Origin of the sequence: Owenweeksia hongkongensis DSM 17368 (assembly GCF_000236705.1) — a bacterium.
Classification (GTDB): Bacteria; Bacteroidota; Bacteroidia; order Flavobacteriales; family Schleiferiaceae; genus Owenweeksia; species Owenweeksia hongkongensis.
Map to the genome: position 1 here is coordinate 2,796,085 of NC_016599.1, position 15,948 is coordinate 2,812,032.

Sequence of the window (15,948 nt, forward strand, 5' to 3'; positions counted from 1 at the left end):
TTCTCTTAAAACATTAAAGATGAAAAAAGCAATACTAGGTCTATTCTCATTACTTTTTTTTAGCCTCGGCTCATGGGCACAGTCAGGGGGTAATTCTGAAACTCCACAAGATTTCAAAATCAGAGCGGTGGCAGAGTTAGGGTTCCTTTCTGTAATTGACCATAAGGTTCAGTTTAGTAATTCGGGAACCTATTTTGACTATCGAGATCAAGGTGGTCAAGATGTGTTGTTCCCCGTTTCACGATATTCTTTGGAGTTGGAATTTAATAAGAAGAACACTTTTTACCTTCTCTATCAGCCTCTGCGCTTAGAGTCTCAGGTGCTTTTGCAGGAAGACCTTATTGTAGATGATATGGTTTTTCCCGCCAATACCGGTGTAAACCTATTGTACAGCTTTCCCTTTTACAGACTTAGCTACACAAGGGAGCTTCTTAGCGATAATGATAAATGGGCGTTTGCAATTGGCGCTTCATTGCAAATACGCAATGCCACAATTTCATTCGAATCTACTGATGGTTCCCGCTTTAGAACTAATCGCGATGTTGGGTTGGTGCCAGCACTTAAAATTAAATCAAGAGCATACTTAAGTGATCGGGTGTTTGCGGAACTGGAAGCAGATGGAATTTACGCCCCTGTAAGCTACATTAATGGTAGCGATAATGAAGTTGTTGGTGCTATTTTGGATGCCAGCCTTAGGATGGGGGTGGAACTTAATGCTCCGGTAACAGCATTTTTGAATGCAAGATATCTGGGAGGAGGAGCTGTTGGCACTTCAGATGTGGATGGGCCGGGTGATGGTTATGTAAGAAACTGGTTAAATTTCTTCACTTTGACGGCTGGCTTTATTTATGAATTTGCACCGTGATTTTTTCAGTTAAATAGACATGAATAGGTGTGTTAATTTACTTTCTCCTTCATTGAACCTATTTGTCAAAGAGCGGTTAATTTTCATGAAAAGCGTTTTGCCAAGCGCTTAAATAATCACCAAACATATTTTTAGATGTCCTTATTTGGAACGCTCGTAAAGGGAGGTATTAAGTTAAATCACGCACTCAGTTTTGACAATGAGAATGCTGCGGAGCAACAAGAAAAGCAGCTTCGCCTATTATTGAAAAAAGCCAAAGACACTGCTTTTGGAAAGTATTATGGTTTTGCAGAAATGCTAAAAGCGGATGATGTAATAAAAGCTTTTCAAGCGGAGGTTCCTCTTTTTGACTATCACCAGATGCACGAAGCTTGGTGGCAAAAGCAACAAGAGCATCCAGATATTAGTTGGCCGGGTAAGCCCGAATTTTTTGCGCTAAGCAGTGGTACCACGGGTAAAAGTAGCAAGCGCATCCCCATTACAGATGAGTTTTTGCAAAGCATGAAAGATGTAGGAACATCGCTCATAAAGTCAATTCCTGAGTTTGATTTCCCCGAAGAGTTGTTTGAAAGTGAAGTGCTGATGCTGAGCAGTAGTGCTAATCTCAGCAAAAATGAAAGCGGCCATTTAGAGGGCGAAATTAGCGGAATAAATGTGAGCAATTTTCCTGGTTGGTATGATGTGTTTTATCGTCCGGGAAAGGAAATAGCCTCCATCACCGACTGGGACGAGCGCGTGCAACGAATTGCTGAAGAAGCTCCCAACTGGAATATTGGGGCTATAGCCGGCATACCTTCTTGGGTGTTGCTTATGTTGCAAAAAGTGATAGAGCATAATGACCTGAAAAATATTCATGAGATTTGGCCAAATCTTACCGTTTATGCTAGTGGTGGTGTGGCCTTTGAAACCTATCGTAAAGATTTTGAAGCGATTTCAGGAAAACCAATTACCATCATTGATACCTATTTAGCTTCCGAGGGTTTCTTTTCCTATACGGCTCATCCCAACACTATGGACATGCGATTGGCCTTGGAGCACGGCTATTTTTATGAGTTTATTCCTTTTGATGAACGCGGAGTAGATGAACATGGGGGCTTGCTTGAAAATCCTGTGATTCACACCATAAGTGAGGTGGAGCTGGATCAGGAATATGTTCTTATAGTGAGCACCTGTGCCGGTGCTTGGCGATACCAAATTGGGGATGTGGTGAAGTTTACCAACCTGGAACCGCATGAAATAAAAATTACCGGACGCACCAAGTTCTTTTTAAATGTGGTTGGTTCACAGCTTTCTGAAGAAAAGATGGACGATGCTATTTTGGAAGTTTCTAAGGCGCTGGATATTACGGTAAACGAATATTCGGTGGCAGCCATAAAAAATGAGGAAGGCGAATATATTCACCAATGGGTGGTAGTTTCTGAAATGGAAATTGATGAAAATGCTTTTGCCGAGAAATTAGATGATTCGCTCAAAGAGGCGAATAAAAATTATGGAGTAGCCCGCAGCAAGGCCTTGAAAGGAATTAGAGTAAAAGGAATAGGCAAGGAAACTTATCACAATTTTTTGGCAAAGGGCAAGAAAAAAGGAGGGCAAGTGAAGACACCTAAGGTGATGAATGAAGAGAGGATGAAGGGGTTTTTGGAGTTTATTCAGACAGCATAGTTTACTTTTCAAGCCACAAGCCACAAGCCGCATACTTTGTTGCAAGTGCGGTTTGTGTTTGGGATAGGCCTTTCAGCTTTTCTGTAGTAAGCCAAAAGGAGTGGAGCGTAAAAATTCAGACTGTTTGAGTTTCGCTGTAAGGCGGAACGAGTTTCTAAATTTTAGCGAAACGAAATTTAGGCTTCAAAGAAAAGATGAGCAGCCTGGGACTTTTTGTTTACTTTTTTGACTCGAGAAAAAAGTAAAGGAGTAAAACTAAAGCTCAGGTTCTGGAGCCCCCGGAACATGCTTATGTTCCCATACTTCCGCCTCTTCAATCGGCATATAATACCTCCTAATTTTCTCTTTATAGGTTTCGTCCAGCAAATCATGTTCAAGGATGAATCGCTTAGTGGCGATGATCTCATCGCGGAATCCATGACGAATAGCCACATAATCTGCAGCATGCTCGGCATTGGTTTTAAACTTGTTTGAAAACACATACTTTAAACCGTAGAATATCATTTGAAAATTGCTGTGGGGGCGATAATCTACCAAGTGGCCCAGCTCATGGGCAAACCATCCGGTAAGTACATCTGCCGGAAGATCCGCTACTTTTATGTCTTTACTATCACGCACCAAAATAGCAAGCTTTACTCGGTATTTTTTGGTTTCTCCAAACAGATTCGAAAGCTTGACAACGGGCTGAGCCTGCATGGTGGAAGATTTTATCGGGCCTTGCACTAGCGTAACTTCGCTATTGTGGAGTGCCTCATAGCGCTCCATCACTTCCATAAAGCTGTCCTTTATTTTTTGATTTTCTACGTTTTCAAAGTGTACTATCATTTCAGGCTTAGTTTCAGAAGTGTCATTATCTGTGCTTATAAAATGTTGAATAGGAGTGTGCGGCACTGAAAGTGCCGTGATGGAGGCAATAGCCAGCATGTACACTTTATTCAACATTTATAGATTATAATAGAATTTTACAATGCCGCAAAAAATAAATGCGGCTTGTAGTATATACGTGAAGTGTGGCTATAATGTTTGATGGAAGGTGAACAGTCTCAACGAACCTTATTTCATATTTCGCGCTAAGCGAAAACCGAGATCATCGATTTTGAAGGATGTTGGATGGCTTCTTCTTCGATTGGTAGCCATGCAACCGCGTTCTTCATCGCACCAACCGCCACCTCTAAAAATTCGATAGGAGCCGTAAACCGTTTCGTCATAAATGTCAGAACACCACTCCCACACATTGCCCAGCATGTCGTAAAGTCCCCAAGCATTAGGTTCTTTTTGGCCAACGCCATGAGTGCTTTGATTGGAGTTCTTTTTATACCATGCGATTTGATCTATTTCACCATAACGGACATCGGTGCTTCCGGCTTTGCAGGCATATTCCCACTCAGCTTCGGTAGGAAGTCGGTAGCCATTGGCCTTGGTGTTAAAACTTATTTCTTCCCCGCTGTGAATAATGTAGTAAGTTTCTAGGTTCAGCATTTCAGAAAGGGTATTGCAAAACAAGGCTGCATCTTTCCACGAAACCGTTTCTACAGGTTTGTTGTTCCCCTTAAAAGTACTTGGTGATTTCCCGGTAACAGCAAAGTATAGCTCTTGTGTGGCGGGGTGCTTAGCCATCAAAAAATGCTCGATGTCTACCGTCCATTTTTGCTTTAGTCGATCATCATTTAAGGTGATTTGACCTGCGGGAATCGGGAGCATGAGATCATTGTGAATAGTTTTTAGTTCTTGGGAATGCATATTCAAAGTTCTGGAATATTCTTTACTCCCAACTATTTATACCTGCAGACCTGACAGTATCGTGTCCACGATTTTTGAAGATGGCCTCAGCCGTCCTACTTCTCCATTTATTTATGCTATAGATAAAATTATGTTCAATGTTTTTGATTTTAAGAATCAACATATCGTTTTTTTGTAACTCATTTTGAGTGCAAGTCATTCTGCTTTTTTTGTTTCAAGAAATGACACAATTTCCTTGGCAGTATGCTTTGCTGTTTTTCCTACTCCAAAAATGGTAGCGGAAGCAAACCCCGTCCAATTACCATAGCCTACCAGCCACAGCCCGGGTTGTTGTACGGAGCGGGTGTAATTGGTTTCGGTCCTGTTGTTATCAATTATGTCCAGCTTTTCTAAATGGCTCAAGTTTGCTTTAAAACCAGTACACCAGATTATTACATCGAATGGTTCTTTGGTGTCATCATTCCAAATCACACCGTTTTCATAAAAGGCTTTGAACGGCCTGTGGTCCTTAAAGACACCTCTTTTCAAACCTTCCCTGACACTTTCTACTTGTACGATATTACTCAAGGAAATTTTAGGACCAGATTCTTCCGCCTGTTTGTTGAAATACTTATCATTGGCTGCAGCAAATAAATGACGGCCATCAATGTGTTCAGGTAAAAATATGGGCTCGTTTAATGTGACCCACTTTGTAGAGGCCACTTTTGAAACTTCGGCCAAAATCTGAGCTCCAGAGTTTCCACCACCCACAACTATTACTTTTTTGCCAATCAAATCATTAGTATTTCGGTAGTCTACCGAATGTATTTGTCTTCCTTTAAAATCGTTGGCATTAGGGTGTGCTGGAATAAAAGGATTCTTAGAGGTGCCAGTTGCACTTACCAAGCTTTTGCAGTAAAATTTTCCTTGATTCGTTTCAACTTGAAAGACTTCCTCACTTTTAGAAACCTGACTTACCGAAGTGTTTCTCAAAACCGGGAAGTCATAACGTTTTTCGTACTCCGCTAAATAAGTTAGGAGTTCATATTTGGTGGGATATTCTTTTTTGCAAGGCGGCATTTGCCAGCCAGAAAGCGAGCTGTACTGTGATGGAGAGAATAAATTCAGGCTATCCCAGGTGTGAAGCCATGCACCACCCGGTTCACTCTGGTCGTCCAATATTAAATAATTGGAGCTTGTTCTTTTAATGAAATAAGCAACCGATAATCCGGCCTGACCACCCCCAATAATGATGGTGTCGTAAATCTTGTTTTCTGAATAGTGAAGCATTATTCGAAAATAGAATATTTTGGGAGCAGTGTGGCGTTACCTAATTATATCCTGAAGAAAAGGAATCGTTAGAAAGGCGATGGTTGAGGCTTTGGACGGACTGCAAGTCCGCGTGATCAGGGTTATGTGTTTTTAAAGACCTAGGCTGGAAGTAGTGGCGTGGATTAACTCTTACTTATCTAAGTACATACCAAGTTGGAATTTCCAAAATAGGCGCAAACAAACAATTGCTTACAGCCTTTATTATAGAGCGCTTTTATCCGCGCTGTTCTTCGTGTTCTTGAGCTAATTCAATCATCATATTTTCAAAATTCTCATATTGTAATTGAAACTCATCATAAACTTCGTGGTCCCAAAGTACAATTGGATATTCGAAATTTTCACACTTTAAAGTAGTGTCAAAGCATAAAAGTCCCCAATCGCTCCAACTGGCAAATGGAATTCTCCCTGTCTCAATTAAATTTTCACTTGGATAATCGTTAAATATCATTTTCATTAATTCCACACGCCACGTATTTACTGGATGTGAACAGAAAGAACACTCAGCAATATAGAATTCGTAAAAATGCTTATGCTTTAGAAAACTCTTGTAGCTATCTGGAAGTTTATATCCAATTTCTTTTTCTAACTCTTGCAACTCTTTATCAGTTACTGTACTTTTTATCGGAAACCATTTATTCCATTCCTGATATTGGTCAGCATTTTTATCTGCCATTTCAGGTTCTATTTTAATCGGTCTTGAATTTAAGTCAAGAGTGATTATTTCATCCAGATATTTGTCAATTATTTTGTCCAAAGTGTTTTTCTAGGATGCTCAACTAAAGGCTAAACCAACTTGATTTATGGCCTATTATATTTTCTCTGCAATATAATCACTCTTCAAATCTAGCAGGCATAATGTAGCTTGCTTTGTTAAGTCAAAGTAAGACAGGCTTAATGTTCAATTTACATGTAGTTCATCTTTTTGCCGAAAACTTTTAGGTGGGTAAATATTTACTTCTTGTTCTATTAATATGTGGAACTGTGGCTGGCTTCGGCCAAAATGCTCGTGGTTTATATAAAGAAGCTGTTCTTCGAGAAAAATCATCGCCCGAAGAGGCATACCTGAGTGCTACCAAAGCTTTAAAGCTTGCCGAGCTTGAAGAAGATCAATTGCTGGAGGCAGAAGTTTTGCAGCTACTGGGGAAGATATTTTACGATCAAGGGGCCTTTATGCAGGCCATGGAATATTACCATGAGTCGGATGCTATTTATATGGAAAGTCATGATGAAGACCGACATGCCCAAAATCAGTTGGAGCTCGCCAAGGTGTATTACTACCTAAAACAGCCCGACAAATCTTTCGATCTTATTACAAAAGCGCAGAGCTTTTATGAGCGCACAGGTGCCAATAAATGGTTAGCCGAAGTGTATGGCCAGCTGGGGCACATGTATGAAAAAGCTGAGAAATACGATACGGCCTGGTTTTATGAAAATAAAGCGCTGAAGCTTCATCAGCAGTTTGGAGATTCGGCAGGGGTAGCCCGGGTATATGAGAATCTTGGAAGTATTTTGGAGGATAAGGAAGACTATGCTCAAGCCAGACATTGGTTTAGCAAAGCAGCAAGCTTCAATAGTGCCTTAAAGAACGAAGTGGCTCTTGTGGGAAACCTAAATAATATTGGCGATAGCTACCGAAAGATGGGTGTTTTGGATAGCGCCTATTTCTTTACCCACCGTGCTTTGGAGATTTCTCAAAGTCTGGAGCTTCGTTATCAGGAAAGTTCTGCTTTGCGCGATTTGAGCAAAGTGTTTTTGGACAGTGGCGAGAGCAAGATTGCCTATCAATATTTGGATAAAAGCAGCCAGCTTTATGAAGAGCTGTATTCGCAGGAAGCGGGAAAACAAGTGGCGCTGTTGCAAACGCTTTATGATCTGGAGCGAAAAAATGCAGAGATAATCGAACTGGAAAACCAGCAGCGTATTGAAGGAATCAAGCGCATCGGCATGATGGCTGGCGGGCTTTCATTGCTGCTTATTGGCGGAATTGTGGTGAGCAGGCAAAGGCTAAAAATCCGAAAGAATCAGCAACTGATGGATCAGGAGAAAGCACTGCACAAAGCAGCATTGGAAAACTCTGAATTGCAGGCGGAGCAGCTAAAGATGGAGCTTGAGCATAAGCAACTACAGGAAAAACATTTAGAGCTGGAATTGGAACTGGGTCAAAAAGCATTGGCTTCAAGGATGCTTCAATTGATTGAAAAGAACAAGTTGCTGGAAGCTTTACGAGAGGATATTTACGAAATAGAAAGTGAAGTGCCAGCTGCTACGCAGAAGAAGGTAAAGTACATCGCCAACCAAATTAACTACAGTTTTAACCACGATAAGTCTTGGGAAGATTTTAGAAAAAGCTTCGAGCAGGTTCACTCGGGCTTTTTTGATAAACTAAAAAAAGGGAGTGCTGAGCTCACCTCAAATGACCTTCGAATTTGTGCCTTGATGAGAATCAATTTAGGATCAAAAGACATCGCAAGCCTTTTGGGGATTTCCACAGACAGTTTACGGGTGGCTCGTTATCGTTTACGCAAGAAACTTAACATTGACCAGGGTGATAATCTCCGGAAATTCATTCTAAGTATTTGAAATAAAAACAATTAAAAGCGATGTATCCTGTTTTCGATGTTGCCTTTTTTTAATGCTTTTTAAAACACATGTTGCCTTTTTTGTGCCATGTAATTAACCTTCACACAACCCTAAGTGCGCTCCTTTGCCCCGTACTAAATCACAAATCAAAGTATTAATGAAAAGATTATTATGCACTGTTCTTTTGGGGTGCGGGGCCATGTTTCAAATGATGGGACAAGGGGCTATTCTAAAAGGAAAAATTAGCGATGCGGTGAATGAAGAGCCGCTTCCCGGAGCTGAGGTATACCTTAAGGGAACCTCTACCGGAAGCACTTCCGATTTGGAAGGGCAATACAGCTTTAACCTTCCGGAAGGTGAGCACACCTTGGTTTTTAAGTTTATAGGATATGAAGACCAGGAGCGTACGGTAACCCTAAAGGCAGGGCAAACATTGGTGGAAGATGTAGTTCTTTCTTCTAAATATGAGCAGCTGAATAGTGTAACCATTACGGGAAATCTGCAAGGGCAATCAAAAGCACTTAACCAACAGCGATCTGCGGATAACATTAAGAATGTGATAGCTTCAGATCAAATGGGGCGTTTTCCAGATCCTAATGCTGCTGAGGCTTTGCAGCGTGTTTCGGGTGTAAACATTGAGCGCGACCAAGGAGAAGGACGTTATGTTTTTGTTCGTGGATTGGCGCCACAGTTTACCAATATTAGTGTAAACGGGGAGCAGATTCCTTCGCCTGAAGCGGATGTGCGATTTGTAGCCTTGGATGCAATTCCTGCAGATCAGCTAGCTTCCATGGAGGTTACAAAATCACTTACGCCTGATATGGATGGAGATGCGATTGGTGGTTCTGTAAACTTGATTACACGCACCGCAGAAACTAAGAAACCCCAAATTAGAGGTTCACTTGTGGGTGGTTATAACAACCTTCGTCAAACACCAAATTTTCAAGGGTCACTTTCTTACGGTCAGCGCTTTTTAGAAAACAATAAACTGGGTGTGTTGCTCAACGCCAGTTATTATGAAAATGAGCTAGGATCGGACAACTGGGAGCGCGAGCCTTTTGACAATGAAATGGAGCTTCGCGACTATGAACTTACCAGAACACGTACGGGCTTTAGTAGCACCATAGATTACAAATTCAACCCAAATACGGAAGTTTATGTAAAAGGTTTGTATACACGTTTTACTGATCGCGAATGGAGAAGACGTTACGTTTTTGCACCTGAGGATGATGAGGTGTCGATGGCTTTGAAAGACCGATTTGAATCACAAACAATAAGCACGGTAAACATTGGTGCTCGTCACAATTTTCCGCGTATTCAGGTGGATTATGAAGCACAGTATTCTTACGGTGAGCAAAACACTCCTTATGATAATGAATTGACTTTTGTAGGAGATATTTCAAGTAATCTTGATTTTTCGGGAGAGTATCCGAGCCTTGATGCTCCGGGATATTTAGACAATTCACAATATGGTTTTGACGAATTTGAAAACGGAAACACCTTAGCCGAGGATAGAAACCTTACCGGTAAATTCAATATTGGGATTCCTTACAAAACAGGAAAAAATGAAGGTCTTTTGAAATTTGGTGCAAAAGCCCGTTTTAAAGACAAGTCATTTACCATAGTAAATAATAAGTACGAAGACCTTGGTGGCGTACCCGGAGCGGATTCTTTTGAAGAAGATGAAGCCTCTAAAAACTTTTTGGGAGACCGTTATGAATTTGCGGCATTCCCGGATATGGGTAACTTCATTACCTACTTCAATGACAATCCTGCTCAGTTTGAATTGCAAACTGAAGACAAGGCTATTGACGAAGCAGTGGAAGCTTTTGAGGCTACCGAAAATGTAATTGCAGCTTATGTGATGGCGCGCCAGCAGTTTAATAAGCTTACCGTGCTTGGAGGTGTTCGCTATGAGCGCACCGAAGTGGAGTACAAATCAAACGATGTGGTGATTGATGCGGCTGGTGATTTGGAGGCAATCATCCCGCAGGATGGCGGAACGGACTACGACTACATTTTGCCACAGCTGCATTTTAAGTATGCTTTGGATTATTACACCAACATTAGAGCGGCCGCTACCTTCTCGTATGCTCGCCCCAACTTCTCACAAATTGTACCTGCACAGGAGGCAAATCTAGAGGACAATGAAGCGACCGTTGGAAATGCACAACTAAAACCGGTTGATGCTTTTAACCTTGATCTTTTGGGAGAACATTATTTCAAAAGTGTGGGTGTGCTTTCAGGAGGTTTGTTTTACAAAAATCTGAACAACTTTATTTACAACCGCACTATTTTCAATGCAAGCTATCCGCTTACTGCGGTTAACCCAATTGCTACAGGTGTTGACATTACGCAAGCGCAAAACGGGCAGCAGGCTAATATTTATGGTGTGGAGCTGGCTTATCAGCAGCAGTTGGCTTTCCTTCCGGGATTGTGGAAAAACTTCAATGTTTATTTGAATTATACCTACACGCATTCAAATGCAAAAATTCAAGCCAGAGGCTCTTCCAATGCTGATGATACAGAAGATTTGGCTTTGCCAGGGCAAGCAGCAAATTTGGGTAATGCGGCTTTGGCTTATGAAAATAAGAAGTTTTCAGCTCGTGTGGCGGTAAACTTCAACGGGTCGTACTTGTCAGAGATTGGAAGTTCAGAGGCGGAAGATATTTATATCGCCAACCGTGCCCAGCTTGATGTTTCAGCTTCCTACACCATCACTCCAAAATTCAGAGTGTTTGTAGAAGCAATGAACCTTACCAACCAGCCTTTTGAAGCGTATCAGGGTAGTGAGGATGTAGTTATTCAGCGCGAGTATTACTCATGGTGGACTCGCGTGGGTGTGAAATTCGATTTGTAATCAACAAAGAAATTTAGGAGATGAAAAAGATAATTTACAGCACGCTGATGCTGGCCATACTCGCGGCATGCAGCAAAGAAAATAAAGACGTGGTCACGCCAACTTCGCCAGAAGATATGCCCATCCAAATAGTTTTGGATGCGGACGAAGAGGGAAATGTAGAAGATGATGACAAAGCTACAATGGCCTTCACTTTTACTGATCGAATGGATCCTACAGGAGAGGAGATTGGTGGAATTACACCAACGCTTAGCCAGCCAGCCACCATCACTTGTATGATAAAGGGCCCTGAAGGTTTTAGTAACCTGGGTGATTATATTTTGGATATCAAAGCGCTGTATGAAGTTGATGATTGCACCGAGGCTGATATTACGGTTACTTACGATTTGAGCACAGGTGAATTTAGCTTTGAATTCCCTGCAGGGGTAGAAGAAGTGGAAGTGGAGTTTGAACTTGATGACGTACTTTTTGACGATGATGTGGTAAGTGACGATCGTGGTTTTGTGGTTGAGGTGCTAGGTCATAGCAACACTTCAGAAAAGGTGGTGATCAACACAGATACAGAGTTTGAGTATAAGGTGCTTGACGATGAACTGATTTTTGGGGAGTATGAATTGGATCTTACTCAGCAAAATCTGGATATGTTAATAACCCTATTTGGAGTGGTGAACGAAGATTTGGCGGACCTTGATTTGGCCGATATCGATGCATTTGAAATGGAGGTTTCTCTGGAGGACATCGAGTTCAAAACGGTGCTAATAGAAGAGGAAGCTGATGAGTGCGATCCCGCTGATTTTAGTAATGTAGAAGTAAGTGTAGAAGGTGAATTTGAAGAATTGACCGATGATGAGCTTACTGGCGATATTGTGTTTATCGTAGAGCTTGAAGCTGACAACGGAGCAGTGGAAGAGTTTACATACGAAGGGAATTTTGAGATTAATGGTGATAACCTGATCCTTACGCTGGAATGCGAAGATTTGGAAACAGGGGAAGTTACCTTAACCTACACCCGCTAGATAGTATTAATAGAAAATTAAAAGATTGTGATAAAGATAGATTTTAAGACAGTGGCCATTGCAGCTTTGGCCATTAGCGCAGCAGCTTGCCAGCAAAATGTAGAAGCCGGAAACACGGCTACTCAAGAGGATAGTACTTCAGTAGTAAAAGTGGTGGAACCGGTTTACGTAAGTGATCAGGTGCGTTTTGATACGGATGATCCTGCTATTTGGGTAAACCCAAAAGATGCTTCGAAGAGCATCATATTTGGAACGGACAAAGACGAAAACGGGGCTCTTTTTGCTTTTGATCTAAAAGGGAAAATTATAGCCGACAAAGTGGTGGATTCACTGCAAAGACCAAACAATTCCGATGTAGAATACGGATTGATGGCAGGTGATTCGACTATTGATATTGCTGTGGTGGCGGAGCGTTTTACGCACAAGATTCGTGTATACCGATTGCCTGATATGATGCCTATTGACAATGGTGGCATTGACGCTTTTGTAGGCGAAAAAGGTGAAGAGTTTCGTGACTTGATGGGCATTAGTAGCTATAGAAACCCGGCTGACGGAAAAGTATATGTGATAGTAGGTCGCAAAAATGGCCCAACCGATGGAACCTATTTGTGGCAGTATGAGCTTACCGCTAATTCTCCTGAAAGTGTGAGTGCAGAGCTGGTTCGCAAGTTTGGAGCTTACAGTGGCAAAAAGGAAATTGAAGCCATAGCTGTAGACGATGAGTTGGGCTACATTTATTATTGTGATGAAAATGTAGGTGTGCGCAAGTACTACGCTGATCCTGCTAAAGGGAATGAAGAACTGGCCATGTTTGGCGAAGGAAAATTTGCGGATGACAATGAAGGTATTGCCATCTACAAAACAGAAGGCGGCAAGGGTATCATTTTCGTGTCAGATCAGCAGGCTACCCGCTTGGCCGCTTTTCCGAGAGAAGGAGCTGATAACGATGCCCACAATCATCCATTGCTTGGCTATGCAGCTTACAAAGCTTTGGAAACGGATGGTATAGAAATAGTGAGCCAGCCGCTTAATGAAGATTACCCTAAAGGAATATTGGTGGCTATGTCAGAAGGAAAGACATTTCACCTGTATAGCATGAAGGATATTTTAGAGGCCCTGAAAAAGTAGTTGTCTTTTTAAATTCTAAAATGAATCCCCATCGGCAGAGGCTGGTGGGGGTTTTTTGGTTTTTGAACGGCCCGGCTATGCGCAGTGGGGGATTGAAAAGCGATAGTTTTCAATCGTGCACGGCTGGGAGCCAAAGCTGTGGTTTTGGATTTTAAACTTAATCATAAAAATACCAAAGCGGAGCTTTCGCGGGATAGGGGATTAGCCCCTTCGGGTTTACCTACTGCCCGCATTGCGTTTAGGTAATGTTGGCAAATGTTTTTATTCTATTGGGTTTGTTTATTTTCACACGATGAAAAATGGCAAGTTATCTACAACAATAGATGAACAAATTCAAATTCTTCAAGATCGTGGAATGATTCTGGATTTTGAAGATCAAAAGATTAAGGACATTCTTGGCGATATAGGTTATTATAGGTTGGGGTTTTATTGGAGAAGTTTCGATTTAAAGTATGATAATGGATCGGATAAAGAAGACCACCATTTTAGGGAAGGCACCAAGTTTTCGACAATTGTTCAATTATATTACTTGAATTATGAGTTAAGGTTGTTACTCCTTAGGTTTCTGCATCGAACTGAAATAAATTTTCGATCAAAGATTATATATAGGTTATCCAGAAAGTATAAGGACGATCCGCTTTGGTTTTGCGATAAGAATGTAATGAATGAGGAGTAGGTAGATAAGTTTAACACCAGTATTTATAAGAACCTCAAATTTTGGAATAAGCCGATAAGGTATCATCATGATAAATATACTGAAGATACTTATGCTCCTTCCTGGAAAACAATTGAGTTTTTTGATTTTGGACAAACTTTAGGGCTTTTTCAGAACTTAAAGTTTGACTCGGACAGAAAGATGGTCACTCGAGATTATCCAGAATTTTTTAAAACTAATCACTTCAGAACTGCGATTAGGAGTTTGATCGATCTAAGAAACGCTTGCTCGCATGGTAGTGTGTTATTCGATTACAGGGGAAATCATACATTGCCTACAATTGAGGGTGTTGCTTACAATGAAAAGGTTCCAAAGAATTTTGATAGCCACTTGAGACTGCTATCGTATTTCGTGGGTAAAATAAGTGAAAACAGAAAAAAGGAGCTGCATGAAAAGCTTAATATGGTTTTCGCTAAGTTCTCGTCAAACCCTGAAATTGAGGAGATTGTGAAACATGAAATTGGATATATACACTTTAAATAGTGTGATTGTGTTTTATTGCGTACATTTGCATCAGAGTGTGCGACTAACATGGTTTAGCGTATCACTATAATGAAATCTAGCCCAGACTTTGTTCTGGGTTTTTTTATGCCTGTATGTTTTAGGGGTCTCAATTTCTCGGTTATCCACTTTTTTCAGGCTTCTTATTTAAATATTGTAAAATCAATACAATAAAAGTGGGATTTTTGGCTGTACCCCTTTTCCATTCTTTAAAGTTTGCCAACTAAGGGCTAAACAATATGTTGTTTATATTCCTAATATGTTCCCCTGCAATATAATCACTCCGCAATATTTATAATCACTTTCCCTTCGTGCAGGCCATCGCCAAAATACTGCACGGCTTCTCCGGCCTGGCTTAAGGTAAACTGCTTGGGTTCAAGTACACATTTTAGTTTTCCCTCGGCTATTAGTTGGTGCATATAGTCTAGGTCTTTGTTGGCTTTAAGGGCTAGTATGCGCATCTTCTTTTTGTAAAACGGCCCTTTTATAAGAATCCCTAAAAGCTTGCTTACATCACCACCCACGGTTATATATTCTCCTCGTGGTTTTAAGGCTTTTGAATAGTCTGCTGGTGTGCGCGTGGTTTTTGCATCCAGAATGAGGTCGTACTCAATCCCACTTTTTGTAAAGTCTTCCTTCTTGTAATCTATTACATGGTCAAAGCCAAGGTTGCGCATCATGTTCAATTTATTGCCTGTGTCTACGCCTGTTACATTGGCATTGTGCAGTTTGGCCAGCTGCAGAGCAAAAGTGCCCACTCCGCCACCAGCCCCGTTTATCAGTATCTTTTGGTTTTCTTTCAGGTTTCCACAATCAAAAAGCCCTTGGTAGGCGAGCATGCTGGCGTGTGATAAGGCGGTAGCTTCAGCAAAACTCAAAGTTTCTGGCTTAGTTGTAAGCACCTTTGGGTTCACGCAAACATATTCCGCGAAAGCGGCAAAATTATCATCCGAAATATCGCCATACACGGCATCACCTACTTTGAGCGATTGCACCGATGAACCTACAGCATCCACCACTCCTGACATTTCCATACCAAGGATAGGGCGCTTGGGTTTTGTAAAACCAAACATCAGCCTGTAAACGTTTGGTTTGCCGCGTACTGCGCTCCAGTCATAATCATTCACCGCGGCAGCGTGTACTTTTACTCGCACTTGATTTGCCTTGGGTTCGGGCTTTGGTACTTCCTGTAATGTTAAATTGCTGGAAGGTCCATATTCAGTATAAACTGCGGCTTTCATCTTTTCCATGATGCTTATAGGGGTTTTTGGAAGCAGCTGCCGGAAAGCTCGCTGCTCTTGTGGTTTAGTCGAATTGTAGGGTTTCGGTTGTACAAGTATTCGGGGTCAAATACTTGCGGCTCGAAGTTAGGGTTTAGAGTCTGTTTTTAAAAGCTTCTTTTTTAATAAACACTTTCACTGAATTTGGTTTGAAGAATTAGGCTTGGGCTTAAAGGTGAGTCTAAAATTGTCTTCAACAAATTGTTGTAGACCCTTGATATTGTGGGAAATTTCTTTATATATTTAAAACCGTTGATCAAGGGTCATTAGTACTATCAAACTCAAGATTC

The 15,948-nt window shown here is 41.3% G+C and carries 11 protein-coding genes and 1 pseudogene; 7 read left to right on the top strand and 5 right to left on the bottom strand.

What is annotated here, in order from left to right; genetic code table 11:
* Nucleotides 1-19: 19 nt before the first annotated feature.
* Both OWEHO_RS12415 and OWEHO_RS12420 read left to right on the top strand, forming a co-directional pair.
* On the top strand, nt 20-865 hold the full coding sequence (locus OWEHO_RS12415; RefSeq protein ID WP_014202833.1) for a hypothetical protein: 846 nt from the start codon (nt 20-22) through the stop codon (nt 863-865).
* Nucleotides 866-1,000: 135 nt separating this feature from the next.
* Entirely contained in the window at nt 1,001-2,527 is a 1,527-nt protein-coding gene (locus tag OWEHO_RS12420; protein ID WP_014202834.1) for a GH3 family domain-containing protein, read from the top strand.
* Nucleotides 2,528-2,782: 255 nt separating this feature from the next.
* On the opposite strand, the gene OWEHO_RS12425 is transcribed toward OWEHO_RS12420, so the two are convergent.
* The 4 genes from OWEHO_RS12425 to OWEHO_RS12440 all read right to left on the bottom strand — a co-directional run bounded on the left by OWEHO_RS12425 (nt 2,783) and on the right by OWEHO_RS12440 (nt 6,332).
* On the bottom strand, nt 2,783-3,469 hold the full coding sequence (locus OWEHO_RS12425; protein ID WP_223252689.1) for a hypothetical protein: 687 nt from the start codon (nt 3,467-3,469) through the stop codon (nt 2,783-2,785).
* 111 nt (nt 3,470-3,580) lie between these two features.
* Entirely contained in the window at nt 3,581-4,267 is a 687-nt protein-coding gene (locus OWEHO_RS12430; RefSeq protein WP_014202836.1) for a formylglycine-generating enzyme family protein, read from the bottom strand.
* A 195-nt stretch (nt 4,268-4,462) separates the two neighbouring features.
* On the bottom strand, nt 4,463-5,536 hold the full coding sequence (locus tag OWEHO_RS12435) for an ArsO family NAD(P)H-dependent flavin-containing monooxygenase (protein WP_014202838.1): 1,074 nt from the start codon (nt 5,534-5,536) through the stop codon (nt 4,463-4,465).
* Between the two features lie 256 nt (nt 5,537-5,792).
* Nucleotides 5,793-6,332 (bottom strand): SMI1/KNR4 family protein, encoded by a 540-nt coding sequence (locus OWEHO_RS12440; protein WP_014202839.1) that lies wholly within the window; start codon nt 6,330-6,332, stop codon nt 5,793-5,795.
* A 185-nt stretch (nt 6,333-6,517) separates the two neighbouring features.
* Between OWEHO_RS12440 and OWEHO_RS12445 the strand changes: the two genes are divergently transcribed.
* The 5 genes and pseudogenes from OWEHO_RS12445 (at nt 6,518) to OWEHO_RS18655 (ending at nt 14,360) form a co-directional block, all read left to right on the top strand.
* Nucleotides 6,518-8,158 (top strand): tetratricopeptide repeat protein, encoded by a 1,641-nt coding sequence (locus OWEHO_RS12445; protein WP_014202840.1) that lies wholly within the window; start codon nt 6,518-6,520, stop codon nt 8,156-8,158.
* A gap of 157 nt (nt 8,159-8,315) precedes the next feature.
* Nucleotides 8,316-11,018 (top strand): TonB-dependent receptor, encoded by a 2,703-nt coding sequence (locus OWEHO_RS12450; protein WP_014202841.1) that lies wholly within the window; start codon nt 8,316-8,318, stop codon nt 11,016-11,018.
* Nucleotides 11,019-11,038: 20 nt separating this feature from the next.
* Nucleotides 11,039-12,034 carry a hypothetical protein gene (locus tag OWEHO_RS12455; RefSeq protein ID WP_014202842.1) on the top strand — a complete coding sequence of 332 codons (996 nt, stop codon included), beginning with the start codon at nt 11,039-11,041 and terminating at the stop codon, nt 12,032-12,034.
* 27 nt (nt 12,035-12,061) lie between these two features.
* Nucleotides 12,062-13,162 carry a phytase gene (locus tag OWEHO_RS12460; protein WP_014202843.1) on the top strand — a complete coding sequence of 367 codons (1,101 nt, stop codon included), beginning with the start codon at nt 12,062-12,064 and terminating at the stop codon, nt 13,160-13,162.
* A 355-nt stretch (nt 13,163-13,517) separates the two neighbouring features.
* A pseudogene (locus OWEHO_RS18655) lies at nt 13,518-14,360 on the top strand (Abi family protein).
* A gap of 296 nt (nt 14,361-14,656) precedes the next feature.
* Here the strand turns inward: OWEHO_RS18655 and OWEHO_RS12475 are convergent.
* Nucleotides 14,657-15,628, bottom strand: a complete 972-nt coding sequence (locus tag OWEHO_RS12475) for an NAD(P)-dependent alcohol dehydrogenase (protein WP_014202844.1) — start codon at nt 15,626-15,628, stop codon at nt 14,657-14,659.
* Nucleotides 15,629-15,948: the final 320 nt, after the last annotated feature.